Annotated in this window: 21 protein-coding genes; 9 read left to right on the top strand and 12 right to left on the bottom strand. The window is 55.9% G+C overall.

All coding sequences use genetic code 11. The annotated features are described in order from the left end of the window. Window positions 1-310: transposase (locus AC13D2_RS03235; RefSeq protein ID WP_272582964.1), on the top strand; the 310-nt coding region annotated here is incomplete at its 5' end. A gap of 122 nt (window positions 311-432) precedes the next feature. Next, window positions 433-795, top strand: a complete 363-nt coding sequence (locus AC13D2_RS03230; protein ID WP_228210987.1) for a hypothetical protein — start codon at window positions 433-435, stop codon at window positions 793-795. 690 nt (window positions 796-1,485) lie between these two features. Here AC13D2_RS03230 and AC13D2_RS03225 read toward each other — a convergent pair. After that, window positions 1,486-3,639, bottom strand: coding sequence for an efflux RND transporter permease subunit (locus AC13D2_RS03225; protein WP_482938225.1), 2,154 nt, complete (start codon window positions 3,637-3,639; stop codon window positions 1,486-1,488). Here AC13D2_RS03225 and AC13D2_RS03220 point away from each other — a divergent pair. Beyond that, on the top strand, window positions 3,626-4,174 hold the full coding sequence (locus tag AC13D2_RS03220; RefSeq protein WP_482938224.1) for a MipA/OmpV family protein: 549 nt from the start codon (window positions 3,626-3,628) through the stop codon (window positions 4,172-4,174). The two genes, AC13D2_RS03225 and AC13D2_RS03220, sit on opposite strands and share 14 nt — an antisense overlap. Window positions 4,175-4,189: 15 nt before the next feature. Beyond that, complete coding sequence (locus AC13D2_RS03215; RefSeq protein WP_445473852.1) at window positions 4,190-5,170, top strand: lipid A deacylase LpxR family protein; 981 nt, start codon at window positions 4,190-4,192, stop codon at window positions 5,168-5,170. 30 nt (window positions 5,171-5,200) lie between these two features. Here the strand turns inward: AC13D2_RS03215 and AC13D2_RS03210 are convergent, their stop codons facing one another. Beyond that, window positions 5,201-5,815, bottom strand: a complete 615-nt coding sequence (locus AC13D2_RS03210) for a TetR/AcrR family transcriptional regulator (protein WP_445473851.1) — start codon at window positions 5,813-5,815, stop codon at window positions 5,201-5,203. A gap of 260 nt (window positions 5,816-6,075) precedes the next feature. Between AC13D2_RS03210 and AC13D2_RS03205 the strand changes: the two genes are divergently transcribed. The 5 genes from AC13D2_RS03205 to AC13D2_RS03185 are packed head-to-tail and all read left to right on the top strand — an operon-like array spanning window position 6,076 to window position 12,066. After that, on the top strand, window positions 6,076-6,561 hold the full coding sequence (locus tag AC13D2_RS03205) for a PaaI family thioesterase (RefSeq protein ID WP_445473850.1): 486 nt from the start codon (window positions 6,076-6,078) through the stop codon (window positions 6,559-6,561). Beyond that, window positions 6,558-7,049: a PaaI family thioesterase gene (locus tag AC13D2_RS03200; protein ID WP_445473849.1), complete on the top strand. Its 492-nt coding sequence runs from the start codon at window positions 6,558-6,560 to the stop codon at window positions 7,047-7,049. The genes AC13D2_RS03205 and AC13D2_RS03200 overlap by 4 nt, the downstream gene beginning before the upstream one ends. Then, a complete protein-coding gene (locus AC13D2_RS03195; RefSeq protein ID WP_445473848.1) occupies window positions 7,039-7,941 on the top strand; it encodes an alpha/beta fold hydrolase in 903 nt (300 codons plus the stop codon). The genes AC13D2_RS03200 and AC13D2_RS03195 overlap by 11 nt, the downstream gene beginning before the upstream one ends. Continuing rightward, window positions 7,898-9,031, top strand: coding sequence for an efflux RND transporter periplasmic adaptor subunit (locus tag AC13D2_RS03190; RefSeq protein ID WP_482938223.1), 1,134 nt, complete (start codon window positions 7,898-7,900; stop codon window positions 9,029-9,031). Before AC13D2_RS03195 ends, AC13D2_RS03190 begins: the two co-directional genes overlap by 44 nt. Next, window positions 9,028-12,066, top strand: coding sequence for an efflux RND transporter permease subunit (locus AC13D2_RS03185; RefSeq protein ID WP_482938222.1), 3,039 nt, complete (start codon window positions 9,028-9,030; stop codon window positions 12,064-12,066). The genes AC13D2_RS03190 and AC13D2_RS03185 overlap by 4 nt, the downstream gene beginning before the upstream one ends. A gap of 276 nt (window positions 12,067-12,342) precedes the next feature. Here the strand turns inward: AC13D2_RS03185 and AC13D2_RS03180 are convergent, their stop codons facing one another. From AC13D2_RS03180 to AC13D2_RS03135, 10 genes are all read right to left on the bottom strand, one after another. After that, entirely contained in the window at window positions 12,343-13,428 is a 1,086-nt protein-coding gene (locus tag AC13D2_RS03180) for an aldo/keto reductase (protein ID WP_011783973.1), read from the bottom strand. 84 nt (window positions 13,429-13,512) lie between these two features. After that, a complete protein-coding gene (locus AC13D2_RS03175; RefSeq protein WP_011783972.1) occupies window positions 13,513-14,319 on the bottom strand; it encodes a dienelactone hydrolase family protein in 807 nt (268 codons plus the stop codon). 78 nt (window positions 14,320-14,397) lie between these two features. Then, entirely contained in the window at window positions 14,398-14,964 is a 567-nt protein-coding gene (locus AC13D2_RS03170; protein ID WP_011783971.1) for a TetR/AcrR family transcriptional regulator, read from the bottom strand. A gap of 43 nt (window positions 14,965-15,007) precedes the next feature. Further along, complete coding sequence (locus AC13D2_RS03165; RefSeq protein WP_011783970.1) at window positions 15,008-15,676, bottom strand: cupin domain-containing protein; 669 nt, start codon at window positions 15,674-15,676, stop codon at window positions 15,008-15,010. A 63-nt stretch (window positions 15,677-15,739) separates the two neighbouring features. Continuing rightward, window positions 15,740-16,360, bottom strand: a complete 621-nt coding sequence (locus tag AC13D2_RS03160) for a glutathione S-transferase family protein (RefSeq protein WP_011783969.1) — start codon at window positions 16,358-16,360, stop codon at window positions 15,740-15,742. Window positions 16,361-17,010: 650 nt separating this feature from the next. Continuing rightward, window positions 17,011-17,691: an antitoxin Xre/MbcA/ParS toxin-binding domain-containing protein gene (locus AC13D2_RS03155; protein WP_143071167.1), complete on the bottom strand. Its 681-nt coding sequence runs from the start codon at window positions 17,689-17,691 to the stop codon at window positions 17,011-17,013. Beyond that, window positions 17,648-18,034 (bottom strand): type II toxin-antitoxin system TacA family antitoxin, encoded by a 387-nt coding sequence (locus tag AC13D2_RS03150; protein WP_228210970.1) that lies wholly within the window; start codon window positions 18,032-18,034, stop codon window positions 17,648-17,650. The genes AC13D2_RS03155 and AC13D2_RS03150 overlap by 44 nt, the downstream gene beginning before the upstream one ends. 250 nt (window positions 18,035-18,284) lie before the next feature. Beyond that, on the bottom strand, window positions 18,285-19,535 hold the full coding sequence (locus AC13D2_RS03145) for a replication initiation protein (RefSeq protein WP_099619991.1): 1,251 nt from the start codon (window positions 19,533-19,535) through the stop codon (window positions 18,285-18,287). Between the two features lie 224 nt (window positions 19,536-19,759). Next, window positions 19,760-20,083 (bottom strand): HigA family addiction module antitoxin, encoded by a 324-nt coding sequence (locus AC13D2_RS03140; protein ID WP_158254302.1) that lies wholly within the window; start codon window positions 20,081-20,083, stop codon window positions 19,760-19,762. Between the two features lie 155 nt (window positions 20,084-20,238). Continuing rightward, a partial coding sequence (locus AC13D2_RS03135; RefSeq protein ID WP_482938221.1) for a hypothetical protein occupies window positions 20,239-20,624 on the bottom strand: 386 nt, incomplete at its 5' end.

Genomic DNA, 20,624 nt, shown 5'->3' with positions numbered 1-20,624 from the left:
AAAGGAAGTCTGGAGCGATCTGGTCAGGGCAGTGGGAAACTGGCGCGAAGAGACCATGACCTACTTCGAGACGGACATGCCCGTCACCAACGCTTACACGGAGTCCATCAACCGACTGGCCAAGGACAAGAACCGTGAAGGACGTGGTTACTCCTTCGAGGTGATGCGGGCACGAATGCTCTACACCACGAAGCACAAGAAGAAGGCCCCGACCGCGAAGGTCTCTCCGTTCTACAAGAAAACCATCGGTTACGGACTGCCGGACTTCGCAGAGGAACTCAACTACGGGGTCGATCTATCAACCATCTGATAATGGTATCAGGTTGGTGGGGTAAAGGTGTCCCATCAACCATTAAATCCGTATACCCATTTTTTTCATACCTGTTCCCCATGGAATCAGGGCGTCAGAAACCAAAGGAAGGGGATTACACAATGCACACGGTGAAGCGGCTCGCCCGAGACCGATTTTTAAGGTTCGCTGCGCTAACTCTGTCCAATCATGAAGAGGGCGCTATTTCGCTGAGTGATGCTGCGCGGTTGATTGAATCCCATGGGGACGGGATGGCCGAGGCGTTTGGTGCAGTGGAACAGTTCGAATTCGTGAAAGTGGTTGAGGAGACCAGAGCAGACGTAAAGCTTTTCCTCGAAACCCAACATGGCGTCTTCGACTATCAGTGGCTGATCATGAGCGAGCGGACGGTTAGCCGATTTCAGCAGCTCGTGAATGAGCTGCCAAAGTTTAGAAGCCTGCGGTACCGAAGGCTCCAGGAGCGCGTTGGAAGATCCCTGATCTGATCTTCGGGCTCCGTCTTCAGAGCCCCTACCCTACCCGCTTCTGGTGATGAGACCATAAGTTGATCACAGTTTGGCGCCATAAATTGGCCGCTCTGGTCGCAAAGCGAACATTCAGTCGGGGCGCAAAACCATAATTGGTCTTAACGGTTCGACTAAGCACAATTCTTAACGCATTCGAAAAGACACGGCTTGTTGACGAAAAAGGGAAGATCACTCGTGATCGCGACACAAAATTAAGATGTCTCGTTTCTTGAAATTCTTGCAATGCTCGTCTGGATTGGGTTATCGACTGGTGTTTCATCTGTGTCACCGGGTCGTCCGCAACAGGCGCTGGATCATCGAGTGCGGACCGATCTAACACAGATAAGTGGTGTTGATTGCGCGCCTGGACATTGGCTTTGTTGCCGTAGCTTGTATCCGCGAGCAGACCCGTAACGGTACCGAGGGCCCGTGGCCTGAATTTGGACTTATTGATCAAACAACGGCCAAGCTGGTCGTATTCAGTTGTCGTCAAGTTATTGAAGGCACTCGGTTCCGCATTGATTTCCAGAGACGAGCTGAACCACCTCCTGAAAGTGGGTGTTTTTGGATAGGCACGAGTTATCAAGCACTTCGGCCTCATCGAGGAACACCGCCCCACCGTGATCCCAGGTGAGTCGGTACAGGCGATTTTCTTTTGCTCAATATTTCCTAATCGCTACTTTTTAAACCTTTCCGCCAGTCCCCCAAATCCTCAATTAACTTGTAGAACAGCGGCACAAAGAACAGCGCAAGTGTACTGGCGGCGATCATGCCTCCAACCACCACGGTACCAATCTCCTGTCGGCTAGCAGCACCAGCGCCGGTGCTAATGGCCAGCGGCAGGGAGCCAATGATGAACGTCAAGGCGGTCATCATAATGGCGCGGAACCGCTGTCTGGCTGCTGCACTGGCGGCTTCTGCTGCGGACATTCCGGTTTTACGATTCTGAGCGGCGAATTCCACAATCAGAATCGCATTCTTCGCTGCCAGCCCAATCAGCACCAGCAAGCCAACCTGGAAATAGATGTCGTTGGGAAAGCCCCGCAGCATAGCTGCCAGGATCGCACCAAATACCCCGAACGGAACGGCCGTAGCAACCGCTACCGGTAGACCCCATCTCTCATACTGTGCTGCAAGAATGAGGAATACGAGTAACAGGCCCATACCGAACGCAAGCACACCGGAGTCTGCGGAATCCTGGAGTTGGAAAGCTTCACCGGTCCAGCCCAAAAGGGTGTTGCGGTCAAACACGTCAGCACCCACTTCCTGTAAAGCGGCGAGTGCATCGCCTGAAGTGAATCCCGGTCCAGGGTCGGCCAGCAGTTTGGCAGCCGGGTAGAGGTTAAAGCGGTTGAGAATATCCGGGCCACTGGTCCGGTCCAGGCTCACCAACGAACTGACCGGAATCATCTCTCCGTAGTCGGACCGGACAAACACCCGGCGCAGATCGTCCGGATGGCTGCGGAACTCTCCCTCCGACTGCAGCGTTACCTGCCAGTTGCGGCCCTGCAGCGTGAAGTCGTTTACATAGAGCCCACCAAAGGTGCTCTGCATGGTGGTGAAGATCTGGTCAACGGGCACCCCCGCGGCCGAAGCCTTCTCCCGGTCAACATCCGCGCGATATTTGGGGATGCCGGTATCCAGCGTCACCCTTACGTTCTGCAGTTCAGGCCGTTCGTTTGCTTTGCGGGTGAACTCATCGGCAATAGCCTTGATCTCGTCAGAGGTTCTACCACCCCTCGCCTGGATATAGCCTTCAACGCCACCGGTTGTCGAAAGTCCCTGGATTGGCGGCGGTGTGAAAGCGAAGGCCGCTCCCTCAGGCAGTTTGCCACCAAGGCCCATGATCTTGCCGGCCACACTGGCGGCATCCTGGCCCTCACCGGTGCGCTCCGCCCAATCTTCGAGGGTTACAAAAGCAACACCGCTGTTGGTACGTAATGCACTGGATATAATGTCGAAGCCGGAAAACGCCACCACATCCTGAACTTCCGGCACGTCCAACATGCCGTCAACCAGATCGTCGCGGAAATCCGATGTGCGGCTCAGGGACGCCGACGCGGGCATCGAATAAGCGGTAAGCACAAAGCCCTGGTCTTCCTGAGGCACCAGGCCCGTCGGCATTCGGTCAATCAAAAGCACAACGCCGCCAATCATGGCCGCAAACAACAGAACACCCACCACGGCATGGCGAAGCAGCCAGTCAACCACCGCACAGAATCCGTTGGTTATCCGGTCAAAGCCGGCGTCGAACCAACGAAATGGCGCCCATTGCTTGTCAGGCTGCCCACCCAGCAACAATGCACACATGGCTGGCGTCAGAGTGAGAGCCACAACACCCGAAATGACCACCGACACGGCGATGGTGATGGCAAACTGTCTATACAGCTCGCCACTTAGCCCGCCCAGAAAAGCAACCGGTGCGAAGACGGCAACCAGGACGAGCGTGGATGAAGTCACTGCCCCGGAAACCTGCTGAATGGTCGCCACAGCGGCATCGTAGGCAGACATCCCCTCCTCTTTCATCAACCGTTCGGCGTTCTCCATTATAATGATGGCGTTATCCACCACGACACCGATGGCCAGTATCAACCCGAACAAGGTCAGCAGGTTGACAGAGAATCCCATCGCCTGCATACCTGCAAAGGTGCCAATCAGCGACACCGGGATGGCTACCAGTGGTATCAGGGTGGCCCGTAAGTGTTGCAGGAACAGGAAGGTGACCACCACAACCAGCAGTATGGCAATGATGAAGGTGCTGATGACCTCCTGAATCGAGATATCGATAAAACGGGTGGTGTCGTAAGGAATGTCGTATTCCAACCCCTCCGGGAAGCGCTCACTGATATCCTACATCGGCTATGTCGGGGGCCGTGATAATGAGGATGACCTGAGCAACCTGGATAAGGTGGACAGTGGGGCTGCCATTGGTTTGCGCGTTGCCCTGGAGGACGGGCCTTTCAATTACAGCGCGTCGGTAAAGACACCGGTGACCGGCGACGTCGACGGCTATCAGTTGACACTTAAGGGAAGTTGGCGAACCCCGCTGACAGAAAACCTTTTGTTGTCGGCCGGTCCCGGCCTCATCTATAGCAGTGAGCGCTGGACGGAGAGCAAGTTTGGCGTATCCGAGGCAGAGAGCACCCGCTCCGGCCTGAGCGCCTATGATGTTGATAACGGTTACCTGCGCATACGTTTTGGTGGCACTATGACTTACCGCCTAAGTGCCGACTGGTCACTGACCGGTCTTGCGGGAGTGGCCTACCTGACTGGAGAGGCCAAAGACAGTCCGATAGTTGCGGATATTGGAGATCATGTTCAGGGCTTCGGCGGATTATTGATGAACTATCGCTTTTAACGGGACAAAGCTCTCTTGAGATTGATCATTTTTTTGTTTGCACTTGTTCCCGGTTTTGCCGGAGCCAGTTCCGGGGCCTTTAGCATTTCCTGGGACAACGACCTTCTGACCGGCTCGGATAAGGGCTATACCAATGGTGGTCGATTGTCCTATCTGAGTGCGTCGGCAGAGAACAACAACTGCGAGGTGTGTCTGGCCAGAAGCGCCAGGAACGCGATGGGTTGGTTGCCCGTTATTGGTCGCACGGGCAACGCCCATGCCTTGACCTTCAGCTTGAGCCAACTGATGATCACCCCAGAGAACATACAAGCATCTGGGCCGATTTATGAAGACTTGCCTTACGTCGGCTACCTCTCCGGCTCAATCACTCTATGGAGCTGGAGCTCAGCATCCCTGACCGGCTATGGCATCGGTCTGGGTAGCGTTGGACCGAATTCTGGCGCCGAAGCAACGCAGAAATGGGTCCACAAACTGACCGGGAGCACCAATCCGAATGGCTGGGATAACCAGCTGGGCACCGATGTCATTGGCGAAGTGCACGCCTTTCATGCTCGGCGGTTGTTTCGCGAAAATATCGGCAGTGGGATGCACCAAGAGATGGCCTGGGTAACCGGTGGCAGGCTGTCGAATTTCGTCAGCAGTGGCGAGTTGGGTATGTCTTGGCGAATCGGCACCAACTTGCCCGCCAATATCATTCCGGATTATGCAGGAGCCTCTTCAACCATTGGCCTGCCGGGCTCACTGAATGCCCCCGGCTCGGGTTGGTCCGTGTTCATTGGTTTGGGTATGGAATTCATACCCTATTCCTATCTGGAGGAGCAGTCAGGGCGCTACGATTATGACCAGCGTTCTGTTGTTGGTCTGGGTGGCGTGGGCATTGGCTGGCATTCGCCTGGAATCCAGATTGCCCTAACACTCAGAGCGACGACCAGTCAGGATGAAAGCAATAAAGATGCACTTTCTTTTGGGACTGTGTCGGCTGCGTATCGCTTCTGAGTACCGAGACATTTTCGGGCAGTGTTTACCCTATGCCTTGACTCCTTTATTGATTACACCGTCCATAGCGATCTGCCAGATTAAATCACCAATGGCGTCGAGTGAATGGGCCCCGTTCGGGTCGAACCAGGTTGCAACCCAGTTAAGCGCCCCAAGGCCGATCAGGCGAAGCAAACGGACGTCAACATTCTTCCGGACCACGCCCTGCGCAATCATTGTTTCGAGGATACCGGCCCACAGGGACTCGTACTGGTCACGCAGTTCGATGATTTCCTCGCGAGCCTCCGGGCCCAGCGCCCGCCATTCAAACAACAGCACGTAAACCGCGTCTGAATCTAACAACAGGGCTCGCAGATGTGCGTTGATACAAAGACGCAAACGCTCAACCGGGTCGTCCGAGCTGGCGTAAGCCGACTCGACCTCTGCGGTCACCAGGTCGACTCCCCGGCGCATCAGCTCGACAAGCAGCGCTTCCTTGCTGTTGTAACGATAATACAGACTTCCGGGCAGCATATTGCAGGCCTCGGCAATCTCCTTGAGCGACGTCTTTTCAAAACCTTTCTCACGAAAAAGCCTGGCTGCGTTAGACAAAACGTCGCCCTGGTCGCCCAGTTTGCTTGCAGGAGTCATCTGTCTGTTAACCATCGCTTAAGTATCTCCTCAGCAAGTCCATTTATTATTCATCAGAGCGGTCACCACCAGACTCGTTGCAGTGATCGTACGCCATTACCCAGGCTGCGTACCATTTGTCCGCAAACATAGCCTTGACTTTTGGTTGGTTAACCAACCAAAATCCAGCAACAATACTATTCGGAAGAAAATGACATGGCAATGATCGATGAAAATCAGCTGTTTTCCATCACTTCCGCCCCGGTACGAAATGCAAGCCAGGCTGGGCAGCTCTGATGGCCAAGCCGAACAGAGTTCAGCACAGTAACGCTGTGGCGACGGCGTGGCAGTTCACCGAACAGGTTCCCCACGGCAGGGAGCTGGGCATGCAGGTTGTCTCGGTAGACGAGGGCCAGGTCTGTATGCGGCTAACCCCGCAGTCATGGATGTTCGCCCAAGAGGATACGAAAGAGATCTGCACCAGCATACTCTACTCGCTGGCTGACTCCGCCGGAGGCTTGGCGGTATTCGCGGGGGCCCTGGAGTTGATGCCCATTGCCACGCTGGATTTGCGCATGGATTATCTGCGCCCTGCCAGGGGCGACCGGGCCCTGTTAGCGGTGGCTACCTGTCGACATTTAACGGACGAGGTCGCGTTTATTCATTGTGACATTCTTAGCGAGGGAAATCGTGAGTTGCTAGCGACGGCAAACGCCACCTTCATGCGTAACACCCAGGGCCAGCAATTCCATGCAGGTGGACGAGGAAAGGAGAGCGCATGAGCACGACTGGCGATTCGGCCCAACAAATCTCAGGCGCTGCGGAAAGTGGGAAAGAATGTGCCGACTGGCAGGCCCTGCTGGAGCGCATTCCCTACGCACGGCACCTCGGGCTTGAGGTTCAGCGCGGTGATGCAGGTGTACTGGTTCATTTGCCGTGTCGTGAAGCGCTGATTGGCAACTTCATGCTACCCGCCCTCCATGGCGGCGTGCTTGGCGCCCTGATCGAACTCACCGCGCGGGTCGCTGCGCAAAGCCAGGATACAGACAAACGTTGCCCGCGCATTCTCGACAGCCACATTAACTACCTCCGCTCCGCGCAGGCCCGATCGACGTTCGCCAGCGCCGAAATTGTTCGACAAGGCAGGCGGAGCAGCCTGGTCCGGGTGACCTGCTGGCAGGGCGATAAGCGCAAACCGATCGCCAGCGGTCAGGTTCAGTTGTTGCTCCCGACAATGGCCGCCAAACAGGCAGATCTTCATGAACAATAAGCACAACAACCCTGAACGTGACCAATTCCAGGCGCCGGATGGCGCGGAGATCGCCCTGTGGCGCTGGCCGCAATCCGAAGCGCGCCCCACGCTGCACTGGGCCCATGCCACGGGTTTCCATGGTCGCCTGTACCAACCCCTCCTTGATGAGCTTGCCACGGATGTCAATGTCCTGGCATGGGACATGCGGGGGCACGGGGCCAGCGCCGGTGCGGCGAACGTGTCGACATTCCGGGGCTGGGAAACCTATTATCGCGACATGACCGCTCTGCTGGAAAGCCTGGACGAGCCGGTCTGGCTCGCCGGCCATTCCATCGGTGCCACCACCAGCATAATGGCCGCTGCCCGACGGCCAGACAAAGTGCTGGGCCTGATTCTGGCGGAGCCGGTGATCATGGATCCGGGGCAGGGCCGGAGATTGTGGCTGGCCAAGCTGCTGCGCCAGGGACACCGGTTGTCACTGGCCGCCGGAGCCGCACGTCGGCGCCCGGTATTCGACTCGCACGCCGCTGCGGTGGACAACTATCGTGGCCGCGGTGGCTTTAAGACCTGGCCCGAGGCATGGCTGGAAGCCTACGTTCAGCACGCCTTCGTACCGCAGGACGATCAAGTTCAATTGGCGTGTAGCCCGGACTGGGAAAGTACTACGTTTGCCCATACCGAACACAACCCGTGGCCGGGTATTCGTCAGTTGCGGTGCCCGGTTATCGCGCTGGCGGCGGAACGCGGGTCAACCTTCTCGCCGGCGGCGCGAAAACGCCTGCAGACCCTGCTGCCCCGGGCTGACGTCATGGTTCTTGAAGGTACGACCCACTTCCTGCCCATGGAGCAGAACGAAACCGTTCGCGATGCCATCCTGCAACTTGCTTTGTCCGGACACCGCGAGAACTGATACCCACACCTTGATTTTGCTAATCGGGACACCTGCCATGCGCTGTATGCTGACCCTGTTTATCTCGCTGCTCATTTTGTCTGGTTGTCAGCAGTCTTCGGAACCGCCCCCAGAGGCCCGCGCCCCTATCCCCTGGGTAAAAACAGTTGAACTAAAGGACGCCGGCCCAACAGCGCACAGATTTTCAGGAACCCTGCGAGGCCGTCACGAAGTTCCTCAGGCCTTTCAGATCGCCGGCCGGATTCAGCATCGTTACATCGATTCCGGTCAGCGAGTGAAACAAGGCGACTTACTGTTCAAGCTCGATACACGAGACCTTGTGGCAACGGCGGAGGGGGCCGCCGCGGATCTGAGGCGTGCAGAAGCGGCCCTGGCCATTGCCACCGATGAGCTCCAGCGCCAGCAGCAACTGGTAGGGCGTCAGTTTGTCAGCGAACAAACCCTGCGACGCCTTGAATTGGCCGAGCGCGAGGCGCGCAGCCAGGTGGAAACGGCTTCTGCACGCAATCAGCAGGCTCAGAATGCCCTGGGGTATGCGGAACTAAAAGCCGCCCATGCAGGCGTGGTCACTGAGGTCATCGTTGAACCCGGCCAGGTTGTGGGTGTGGGTCAAACCCTTGCCGTTCTGGCCGAAGATGAATCGCTGGAAGTCGAGGTTTTTTTACCAGAGGGCAGTAACCCACCCAGACGCGGTTATGTTCCCTTACCCAATGGCGAACAGCTTGCTGTGAGCCTGAGAGAGATTGCCGGGGCTGCCGACCCCGCAAGCCGGAGCTGGCGTGCCCGATACAGCCTGGAGGGGCCCTACCCCTCATCTTTAACCCTGGGTTCGGTGGTGAGTGTCCGGTTAGCACAGAAGCAAACCGCGCCCAGCCATCGCGTACCGCTGGGTGCCCTCGATGAGAGAGGGCAAACGCCGCAGGTCTGGTTGGTCTCCGATGGCACGGTGAAGCCCCTTGCGGTCGAGGTGATCGATCTGGGTGAAGAGTATGCGCAGATCAAGGCCGATATCAACGCGGGAACGCCCATCGTCGCGTTGGGGACACACCTGCTCACGCCTGGCATGGCGGTGCGGGAGCTGGCTCAATGAGCTTACCGAATCTTTCCGCGCTGGCAGTGCGCGAGCGTTCGGTCACCCTCTTTTTTCTTTTGCTGTCCGTTGTTGCCGGTTTCTACGCGTTCTCCTCCCTTGGTAGGGCGGAAGACCCTGCGTTCACCGTCCGGGCGATGGTGGTTTCTGTCGTCTGGCCAGGAGCAACCCCCGAGGTGCTGCAGAATCAGGTCGTGGATCGTCTGGAAAAGCGAGTTCAGGAGGTGGCGTATACCGATACCATTGAAACAACCATCCGGCCCGGGCAGGCCGCCATGCTTATCCGATTCCAGGATTCTACGCCCAGCGAAAAAGTGCCGGACCTCTTCTATCAAGTCCGCAAACGCATGCTCGATGAGAGGCCCAATCTGCCCCGGGGTGTGATCGGCCCCATCGTCAACGATGATTTCGCGGATGTGTATTTCTCCCTGCTGGCGCTGACGGCACCCGGGATGCCAATGCGTGAACTGACCCGAGAGGCAGAATCGATACGGGATCGCTTGCAACGGCTGCCCGGCTTGCAAAAAGCACAGCTCCTGGCGGAGCGTCCTGAGCGGGTGTATCTCGAATTTGATCAGGACCGGCTCAACAACCTCGGTTTGTCGGCAGAAGAGGTGTTGCAGGCGATAGAGGCCAACAACCGTCTTCAGCCTCTTGGCTTTGTTGATCTTGCCGGCCCGCGGGTTTATGTCCGCAGCAACATCGACCTGTCTGACCTTGAGCGCCTCACCTCAGTACCTCTGCGTATCGGAGACCAGCTTATCACCGTGTCTGATCTGGCCGAGGTGCGTTTAGGTTATGAAGATCCTTTGAGCTACATCGTCCGCTCCAACGGTGAGGATGCGATCCTGTTAGGTGTCGTCATGCGCGCGGGTGAAAATGGCCTGGAGTTTGGTGAGCGGCTGCGCGAGTTTGTCAGTGCCGAACAGGGCAGGCTGCCGCTGGGAATGTCAATACAGACCCTGACCGATCAGGCGGAAGCCATCACTCAGGCGGTTGATCTTTTTCAGGTCAAGTTTCTGGTTGCGTTGGTCGTCGTGATGGGGGTCAGCATACTGGCGATCGGTCTGCGCGCGGGTTTGGTGGTGGGCATTGCGATTCCTGTGACCCTCGGCCTGACCTTTTTGTTGATGAAAATGGCGGGCATAAACCTGGACCGCATCACCCTGGGTGCGTTGATTATCGCACTGGGCCTGTTAGTGGACGATGCGATCATCGCCATTGAAATGATGATTGTGAAGATGGAGAGTGGCTGGGACCGGGTACGGGCAGCCAGTCATGCCTGGAGCGTAACCGCCGCGCCCATGCTGTTTGGAACGCTGGTGACGGTGGCCGGATTTGTCCCCATCGGATTTGCCCAGTCCGGTGTGGGGGAATATACCGGCAACATCTTCTGGGTGCTGGCTTTTTCATTGTTGATTTCCTGGGTGGTGGCGGTAACCTTTACGCCTTATCTGGGCGTCAAACTCTTGCCCGATTACACCGGGCATACGGGCCAGGACCTCTACCAAAGCGCGTTTTATCAGCGGTTGCGCGGGGTGATCACAGCGTGTGTACAGTACCGGAAAACCGTCGTTTTTATTACAGTGGGTTTGCTGGCGATCAGTGCTTTCGGGATGGCAACCCAGGTGCAGAAGCAATTTTTTCCCAGTTCTGATCGCCCCGAAGTTCTGATCAGTGTCTACGCTCCGCAGGGGAGCGCTATTGCCACCACGGATCAAAGTGTCAGACGCCTGGAAGCGATTCTGATGGACATGCCGGAGGTGAAAAGCCTTTCCGCTTACATCGGTGCCGGTGCGCCCCGGTTCTTCGTATCGGCCAACCCCGAGCAGCCGGACCCGGCATTTGCCAAGTTGATTGCCATTGGGCAGGACGTTGAAGGGCGCGATCGCATCATCTCGGTGCTGGAAGCCAGAATCGCGGCGGGTGAATTTCCGGAGGCGCGGGTACGGGTAACGCGTTTGCTGTACGGCCCCCCGGTGGTCTGGCCGGTCAGTTTTCGTGTGCTGGGCCCGGAATCCGATCAACTCAGAGAGATCGCGCACCAGATCCGCACTCTCATGACCGGGCATCCGAATATCGTCATGCCGCATCTCGAATGGGATGAGCGCGTGCCCACTCTCTATCTTGATATGGACCCGGAAAACCTGGGTTGGATGGGCCTGACCCCGGCGGAAGTTGCCCGGCAACTGCAGTTCCAACTCCGCGGAGTGGCCGTCACCGAACTGCGCCAGGGCATAAGGAGCGTTCAACTGGTGGCGCGTAATGCCCGTGGCGAAGTGATCATGCCGGAAGATCTTGAAATCAAAACCCGCGACGGCCGCAAACTTTCCGTACAGCAACTGGGCAAGTGGCAGGTTCGTTACGAGGACCCCGTCATAAAGCGTTACAACCGTGCCCCCTTCCTGGCCGTTCAGGCCGATGTAGAAGGTGCCCAGCCACCGGATGTCACCAAGGAGATCTGGAGTGCGATGACAACCCTGCGTGAACAGTTGCCGGAGGGGTATCGTATTGAAATCGGCGGTACGGTGGAACAATCAGCCAAAGCCAATGCTTCAATCCAGACATTACAACCGGTGATGTTGGCGTTGATGCTGATCTTTATCATGCTTCAGATGCGTTCCTTTATCGGCACATTGACTGTTCTTGCCACCGCGCCACTGGGGCTGATTGGGGCTGTGCTGGCTCTGCTGCTGTTTAATCAACCCTTTGGCTTTACCGCGTTGCTGGGGCTGATTGGCCTGGGCGGCATCCTGATGCGAAATACCATGATTCTGACGCAGCAGGTGCAGGACAACTTCAAAGCAGGAATGGCTGCCCGGGAAGCGGTTATCGAGGCGGCAGTCCAGCGTGCCCGGCCCGTGGTGCTCACCGCCCTGGCGGCCGTTCTGGCGTTTGTACCTCTGACCTTTGACCTGTTCTGGGGGCCGCTGGCTTATGTGCTTATAGGTGGCGTAGCGGTCGGCACTCTGATTACGCTATTGTTTGTCCCGGCGCTTTATGCCCTTTGGTTTCGCTTACAGATAAAAGATTGAGGTGGGTTTGAATGAGCACCAGTTTTCGTTAGCAACTACATTTCACTTAAGTCTTCCAGAAGGTGTTTCCGTTCTGAAATAACCCTTGCACACGATCTGTTTTGCCGACGACACCAGAACCGGCAAAATCAGGGGTTGAAACAGCCAAGAGAGTCGTCGAAGTGGCCAGTAGGCACGGACGTCTACGTTTTGACAGCATTAACGGTTTTTCCAGCATAGCGGCTGCGCCGTCGGGGCGCAGCACGATGTGAAGGTTGGGTTGGATCGGTTTTGGAATCAGGACTCGGTAGAGTTTCGGTACCCGGCCATCATTGCCATCATCCAGCCCGGGTACTCCTCGGGCAGGCGGCTGACTTCATCCAGGGCTACCAGTTCATCGTCGGACAAGCGGATTTGGGCCGCGCGGATATTGTCCCTGAGCTGCTCGGGCCGCTTGGCGCCAACGATGATGCTGGTCACAGGCTTCTGGTGTAGCAGCCATGACAGGGCAATCTGGGCCACATTGACCGGTTCGCCGTCGATCTGTTTGCCATCGGCAATCTCCCGCATAACCTTGATGACTTCGCTGCCCCGCTCACGGTTGACAGGCGGAAAGTCAAACTTGGCACGCCGGTTTTCCTCGGACACGTCCGGCCCCTCGTATTTACCGGACAGATAACCGCCTGCCAGTGGGCTCCACACCATCAGACCGACGTTTTCAGATTCCAGCATCGGAATAATATCCCGCTCCAGATCGCGACCTACGAGGGTGTAGTAGGCTTGCATGGATATGATCGGGCACAGGTTGCGGGCCCGGGTGATGCCGATGGCTTTCATCACTTGCCAGGCGGCCCAGTTGGACAGGCCCACGTAACGCACATGGCCTTGCTGGACCAGCGTGTTCAGTGCCTCCAGAGTTTCCTCGATCGGCGTGGCCGGGTCAAAACCGTGGATCTGGTACAGGTCAATATAATCCGTTTGCAGGCGCGCCAGGCTCGCCTTGCATTCACTCATGATGTGGCCGCGGGAAGCACCACGGGCATTGGGGCCAGCCCCCATAGGGCCAAGCACCTTGGTCGCCAGCACCACATCTTCGCGGCGAACGCCGAGATTTTTCAGGGACTGGCCGACAATGCGCTCACTGGCGCCGAAACCATAGATGTTGGCGGTATCGATAAAATTGATCCCCGCCTCCAGGGCGATCTTCACGAGTTCGTCGGCCTGTTCCTGCTGCAACTGGCCCATCAGGCCCCAGATGTCCTCATCGCCGCCGAAGGTCATGGTGCCCAGGCACAGTTCGGATACGAACAGCCCCGAGTTGCCCAGCGACTTATAGTCTGGACGATTGTCTCCATCGAACAGTGGTAAACTCTCAGTTGCCATGTTGCACCTCATCATGCTTTTCGGTTGGTGTTCTGGAATTCACTGTAAATACTGCCGGTTTCGGTTTGTTTGCACTCGCTTGTGTTACTGGGTGAAGATGGCCTTGTAGAAACGCATGGTGCCATCCCAGGAACGGCTGGCAGCCTCTTCGTCATAACCAACCGGCATACCAAACTTTTCGGCGATCCTGTCGGCGCCCGGGTTGGTGAATGAGTGCAGCACGCCGGGGAAGCTCACCAGTGTCAGGTCGACTTCGGCCTCCTGCATCTCTTTGACCAGGCCCGCCACCTGATCCGAGGGGACCAGCTTGTCGGCACCGCCGGTGTACACTTGGATCCTGGCTTTCACGGATCCGGGTTCAGCCGTGAGGGGGCTGCCGAGCGCGCCGTGGAAGCTGACAACGCCGTCCAGATCGACGCCCATGCGCGCCATGTTGAGAACCACGGCGCCGCCAAAACAGTAACCCTGTGCCGCAATGCGGGACGCATCAACACTTTCGTGGTTCTTCAGGATATCCATCGCCTTCATGAAGCGCGCCTTAACCTGGTCCATGTCCCGGGTGGCTTCCTGCATGAACTTCTGGGCGGTATCGGGATGGTCGGCTTGTTTACCGGAGCCATACATATCCAGCGCAAACGCTGTATAGCCGGCTGAAGCAAGCCGTTCCGCCTGATTCCGGGCGAATTCATTGTGCCCCCACCATTCATGGACCACCAGAATGCCCGGCCGCTTTTGCCCGAATTCATCATCCCAGGCCATGTAGCCGGTGAAGGTCTCGTCGCCGACTTGATACTCGATGGTTCTGGTTTGCGTTTCTGCCAGTACCTGCGTACTTGCAACAGTGAGTGACAGCGTGGCTGCTGCCAGTGCTGTTTTCAGGGTGCTCATCATCTGTTTGCTCCTTTTCGCTCGTTATGAGTCAATTTGCGTAGCGATTCTGTACATCAAAGCGCGATTCCTGTCCCGTCGTTACTGGCAGCGGGCGCGCAGCAGTCGCGTTGCGGCATCAAACACGGCGAGGTCTTCTTCGGTGCGCGCGGCAAGGTGGGCCCCTTCCAGCATCGCCAGGGTCGCCTGCGCTTCATCGGCGGGGCCCAGGATGGCCGAGACGGATCCATCCCTTTGTCCCAGTTCAAACGTTGCCGTAATCCACTGCAGAACCATTGCGCGAACGGCGCCGACTCTGGCAATCACGGTGTCGGACAGGCTTTCGCGGCAGGTCGAAAAGGCAACGCACAGACACACGGTCTGGCCATCATGCAACGCCCCGCGGTACAGGGTAATAAGTGCCTTGAGGCGCGCGCCAGCGCTGACATGGGCTGCTTCTATCTCGGCCAGACCCTGTTGCAGACTGGTCTGATAACGCTCGATCAAGGCTTCGGAGAGGCTCGCCTTGGTGGGGAAATGATAATGGATCGAGGCCTTTCGAATGCCGATGGCCTCGGCCAGATCCCCGTAGCTGAACCCGTCAAAGCCCCGTGACCGGACGGTGTGCTCGGCAAGATCCATCAGGGCTGTTCTGGTATCACGGTTCATGGTTATTCACCTGTCTGCCTTTTCAATCCCGCTATTGCCGGGCTTATACCCTCGGCGCCCCGGCAAATCGCAGGTGCCCCGTTTTCATCCAGATCTTGGCGCCGTCGTCCCCGGCCGTCACGGACAACCTGTGTCCTTCAGGGAGGCGCAGCCAGTCATACCTGGCCAGCACCTCGCCATCCCCGGTAACCGAACCTTCGATCACCAGCAGCTCGATTCCGCCGGGCGCCTCAGAGGTCAGTGTCGCCCCCGCATCGAGCTGGCTGTAGGTCACGATCTCACGATCGTCCTCATGCAGCTTTGCGGTGGCAACGTCGCCCACCGGGGCGCCCAGCTCGGCCTCCATATTCTTGCTGAACTGGGTGCGGTCGGCCAGGTCGAACTGCCACAGTTTTACAAATATCGTGCAGCCCGTTTCAGAGCCCGGAATATGTGACGTGGTTGGGGGGTTGCGCACATAACTGCCGGCAGGGAAATCACCGTGCTCATCCTGGAACACACCGTCGAGTACAATGAATTCTTCTCCACCGGTATGGGTATGCGCCGAGAAATGGCTGCCCGGCGCATAACGCACGATGGTCGTGGCGCGGGCAACTTCGTCCCCGATCCGGTCCAGCATGCGCCGCTCCACCCCTTTCATGGGCGAGGGCTGCCATTCAATCTGGTCGGAATGCATAACCACCGGTTTGGAGAAATCTGCATTAATCTCCATGATATTCCTCCCTTTTGTGCCCTTCATGTTTTCAGCGCTTGCATTAAATCCGAAGGTTTCGGATTACCCGGAAATTGAAGGACGGGCTGCGACTTTTGCGCGCCAGGCCTGGAGATTGGTCAGAGACTCGGGAATGTCAACCTTCGCGAAATCCGCAAACCCCAGGCCGGCAAAGGCGGTGATGTCTGCGACCGAGAAGCTGTCGCCTGCGAGAAACTCGTTGTCCGCCAGAACGCTGTCAAGGTAGGCCATGGTTGCGCTGGCAATTTCTTTCTGTTTATTACCCCACTCAGCGCATTGCCAGGTTTCCAGATCCGGACCAAGCCCCGGGGTCGCGTGGTGGAAATAGGCACCCACGGCGTTCATCAGACCGTTTTCTGCCCGCAGATTCATCATTGCGATACGGGCACGCTCCGCTGGGGTTGTACCCATAAGGGACGGACCATCAAAGACGCCGTCGATATATTCGGTGATGGCATTGCACTGGGCGATGCAGGTGCCGTCGTCAAGTTCCAGCATGGGCACGGTGGCATCCGGGTTTTTCGTCTTGAACGCCTCGGAACGGTGCTCGCCGCCCATGACATCGACCGGGACGAATTCCACCTGGTTTGTTGCGCCTTTTTCTGCCAGAGCGATGCGAACGCGGAGCGGGTTCGGGAAGCCTTCGATATCGTAGATTTTCATTGATTGCCTCTGTTGGTCATTAAACATGCGCCAATTAATCTACCTATTAGTAGGTAGGTGTGCAAGAGGCAATTTGATTGTTCTGCTTTTCTTTGATCTGTTGACAAGACATTCCAAACGCCAAGAACAGCCCGGGCCTTCTTGCAGTACATAGCCAAACCAAAAAGCCAGCTTCTCAGTTAGACGATTTGATAAATATCGAAGTGTTTTTGTTGAAAGAAGCGTGGGCGAACGAGCAGCCGTGAATGTTCGCTTATGTTTAAAACCGGACAGTTGCAGGCAGACTGAACCAGGCATGGGTTCAGCAGATCTAACTTACTGTTTTAAAGAACTTTGTCGGGAATCGAGAAAGTACCAAGGCCCAATCGAACAACTTCCGACTCGTTACGACCTTTTTCAATACGACGGCGGCCTGCACGAAAGGTACTGGCTCAATGGCTCTGGCAACTGCTATCGCTGGCTGGTACACGGGCCATGTCGTCTGTGACACAGGAGATCACGTGGCCAAGAGGGGGGGGGGGAAACTGGTACACAACCTGGTTTCGAAACTTGATCCAGACGCTGAGCATGTCATTTCCCCCGATAGCGTAAAAACAGCTCTGGAAGCTGAAACTGATCTGTAAATAAGAATCAGAGCTGAGGCGCCGCCTTCAGCTCTCATAGATCGCATCTTCCAGAATGCCGACGCCACCGACGACATCAATCATCTTTCGGGGCGACAGGCCACCGAACAGTGAATCAGGTGTATCAAACCAACGCTCAGCTTTCGTTCTGGAGCCGAATTTTTCCTCAGCCCCCAGGAGCAGATCCGCTTCAATCATCTGCCGGATTTTTCTCATCGGCAAATAGAGAGTTTCTTGACCATGGAACGAGCGCCCAATTTCCTGAAAATCATATTTCCGGAAAAAGTCTTCACTTTTCTGGGTTAACGGGTCAACGACTACGGCAACACCTAGCTGAGTGTGGGTAAAAAGCTCCCAGGACTGAAGCAGTGCCTCCACTAGCAGTTCTTCACCAACGCGCATTGGCGTGCCCTGATATTCATTATGAACACCGAACCAGGCTAACTTAAAAGCGGGTAATGGATAGTGGGGGTAGTTCCCCTGGATGTCTGTATGAGCCACCGTACAACTGGTTAGAGTGTAAAACCCAACTATTGGCGCTGGATGGCGATCCACCATTTCATCATCGAGTGCCACCCAGGTTCGATTGATGGATTGCTGGGCTTGCCGACTCGCCCGCTTTTTCAGGAATTCATTGACGTCAGCAAGCCCGCAATCAAACGCTTTACGGTCGTGAAGTTTCTTGTTCAGTTCTTCTATAAAAAGCACTTTCCTGTTTCCGTTTATGTCGGCGGCGCATGGCTGCTGACAACGCTTCATTTGCTGTCTCTGGTGACTCGCATGTCGCCTTAAAGGCAGCAAAGGCCTCGCTGTTCAACCGCACAACTTCTGCTTCCTCGATTGCTCGACTGGCTTTTTCGCGAATTGCTTGCACTACAAAATCGCTCAAAGTTTTCGAGCCCACTAAAGCAGAAGCCCGCGCCGCAAGGTTCTTGATGTCTGGATCCAATCGTAGGTCCAGCCTTGCGACTTTATGCTGCATTTTTCCATCTGCTGGGAATTGCTCTGTAAAAGAGTTTTCCTCAGCATCTCCCGTTGTTGTGTTAGACAATATTTCTCTCTTTCTCCCGTGCCTTTGAAAGACACACATGAATTGTACGGATAATTACCGTACAGAGCAAGAAGCCATTTATTGTTTGAAGGATAGACCGCGCTCCTCAGCCTGTAACACACACCAGGCAGGTTCCAGTTCTCATAGCAGCGCCGAATCGAAACCAAGTCAGGCAACAACACCCTTCTACCCCACTTTCTAACACAATGGTAAAACGGTGTTGGACATGCCCCGTCCACGTGAACACAACCTAACTGGTGTCCAAGCCCATACCGTTGTCCCCTTCAGACACACTTACTAAAGCAGGTTCGATTGTAAGAATCCGCGACGGCACTAGGTAACAACCACGATCAAAAAGCAAAGGAACCGAAAGCCGAGCAGTTATCTGATAGACAGCATTTTTAACATTAGATTTGTTGGCGTTGAGCCGCTGCTTTTCCGAGAGAAAATCGACAACATTGCGGCCGGTGGGCGTGAGTAGGTGTTTGTGTTTTGCAACGGTTTGGCGGGAAAGTCCTGAAGCTTCTGCAACTGCCTTCTGTGTCAGTGCAACTCCCTGAGCTTCGAGATTGGTGACGGCTGTGCGAATCTTCTCCTCGGTTTTCTTGACGCGCTCTTTGTGCGTGTACCTGGCTGCTAAACGCTGCTTTTCTGGAAGCGGCATTGCGCGGTCTAACAGCATGGTGCCACGAGCGCAATCGGCGGCGCCGTAATACTTTGACCAGGTCCAGCGAGTAATTGACTTTACCGTCGCACGAACCTGGCTCTGGCGAAGCTTGCTCGATTTGTAGTGACGCCCGGAAAACCGATTTTTGCTCCGTGCGTACTGCTCTACCCTCTTTATAAAAGAGCTTTCAGAGCCCTGTTCGCGTTCCTGCCGCACGATCGCGTAGGCATAAAATCGAACCTGTTCGAACAACGTGCAATGTCGAGAATGGCTGACGGTTTCCAGGTCTGGAACACCTCGCCAGGGCGGCTCATATTCAAGCTCGCTCGCTGGCTGCAGCTCGCCAAGCGAATATTCGAAATTATGAAGCTCAGTAGTCTCCCACCAAGGGTGGCCTGGCGTCTTTGCCACAGGACCGCTGTATGCGAGATCCGCCCGTAACTTCTGTGCCAAGGAGCGATACACCGCTTTCATGAAATCAACCGGCTTCTGTCGAGCTCCTGGGCCGGAAAGAACCGGAGTGATCGCGTAGTAGAGGTGGGCACTGCTGGTTTTTGGGTTTCGCACGATCAGATTCGGGGGCGGCAATGCTGCGTCCTCCCAAATCATCGGATTATCATGGTCTAGATCGAAAACCAGCCAGGACACGACGTTCTTGCGATTGACCTGCATGTACGGCCAATTAACCGCATTAGCCCGCGGCTTAACGTAAGCTGCAGTTTTATTGTCGGAGCATCGACAAAGGTACGGCGCCTCGTTGAAGACACGAAATAAAGAGGAGCCTGGCTTCGAAAACGCCTCGTTCTCAGGCCTTTTATTAGGTGATGTCGCCACGCTGCATTTCCCTTTCCATGGGCAAACAGAGCGTGTAGAGAGGTGCTGTCGTCATTCTCTACCCTTATTTCTTGCAAAAGGGAGCTATGACGCGCTAATATGAAGGCTGTTCGTGTGGTCCTTCGTTTAGCGCGGAGCTCGCACATCAGGCACTCAAGTTGCAGCTTGGTGCCCATTTTTCTTGAAAGGCCCGATTTACCAGATCGGGCCTTTTCTTTTGCCTATTAGAAAATCATATTTAATTCCTGCTGAGGCTTGGATTCGGGCTCTACCAACCGAGGGATTCGGGAAACATCCGAACCCGTCTTTTCGTTTCGCCATCGATCATAATCTGCCTGCATCTCTAGCCATTTCACCGCTGGAACCCCGAAACCCGCTTCCAGGCGCAACGCCAAATCAACGGTTATATCGGCTTCACCCTTAATCAGACGGTAAAGAGTCATCCTTCCAATTTGGAGCGATTCGGCGGTCTGGCGCTTGCTCAATTCATGGCGCTCAACTTCGTGTCCCAGATGAATACCGGGGTGGATCGGGGCGGCGCTGTTCATTATTGCGGTTCCTCCGATGACAACCTTTCTAAAGTGTACCATACGCGATACACCGCGCAAGAATGTCTCAGAGAAACAACCCAAAGAAGGTTTGTCACAACCAGATGACGGCCCGCAGCAACCCAAAAACGGTGAAGAGCAACCCAATGACGGCCCTAAGCGCTTAGTTTTGTTGGCTCCATCACCGTGTTTAAACTGATTTCGCGAGCCCAATCTTTGACAACCTCGCAGGGCAGATTTCCGCCCTCCTCTGGCATGGTTGAAAGCACTTGATCAGCGAACAACTGATGGAGGCTCACAGCAATTGTTGAGCAGCGTCCAACTGGGAGCTCTATCTCTTCTCCAGGAAAGGCAATTGCCAGAATATTCAGTGCGATCGAATTCAGAACGTCGTTACTTCGTCGCCCCTGCAAAAACGCCCTTTTCAGCTCGCCGACAAGTTGCCGTATGTCCCTGACTCCATTCTTATCATCGGAATTGACCAAAAAACAGTCAAAAATAGCGTAATAAACCGCCACTTTTGCCAAGGCCAAAGAAGCCG

The organism is Marinobacter sp. B-12, from assembly GCF_056857915.1.
The sequence above is the reverse complement of the archived record's forward strand: the minus strand, read 5'-3'. Positions and strand labels throughout refer to the sequence as shown.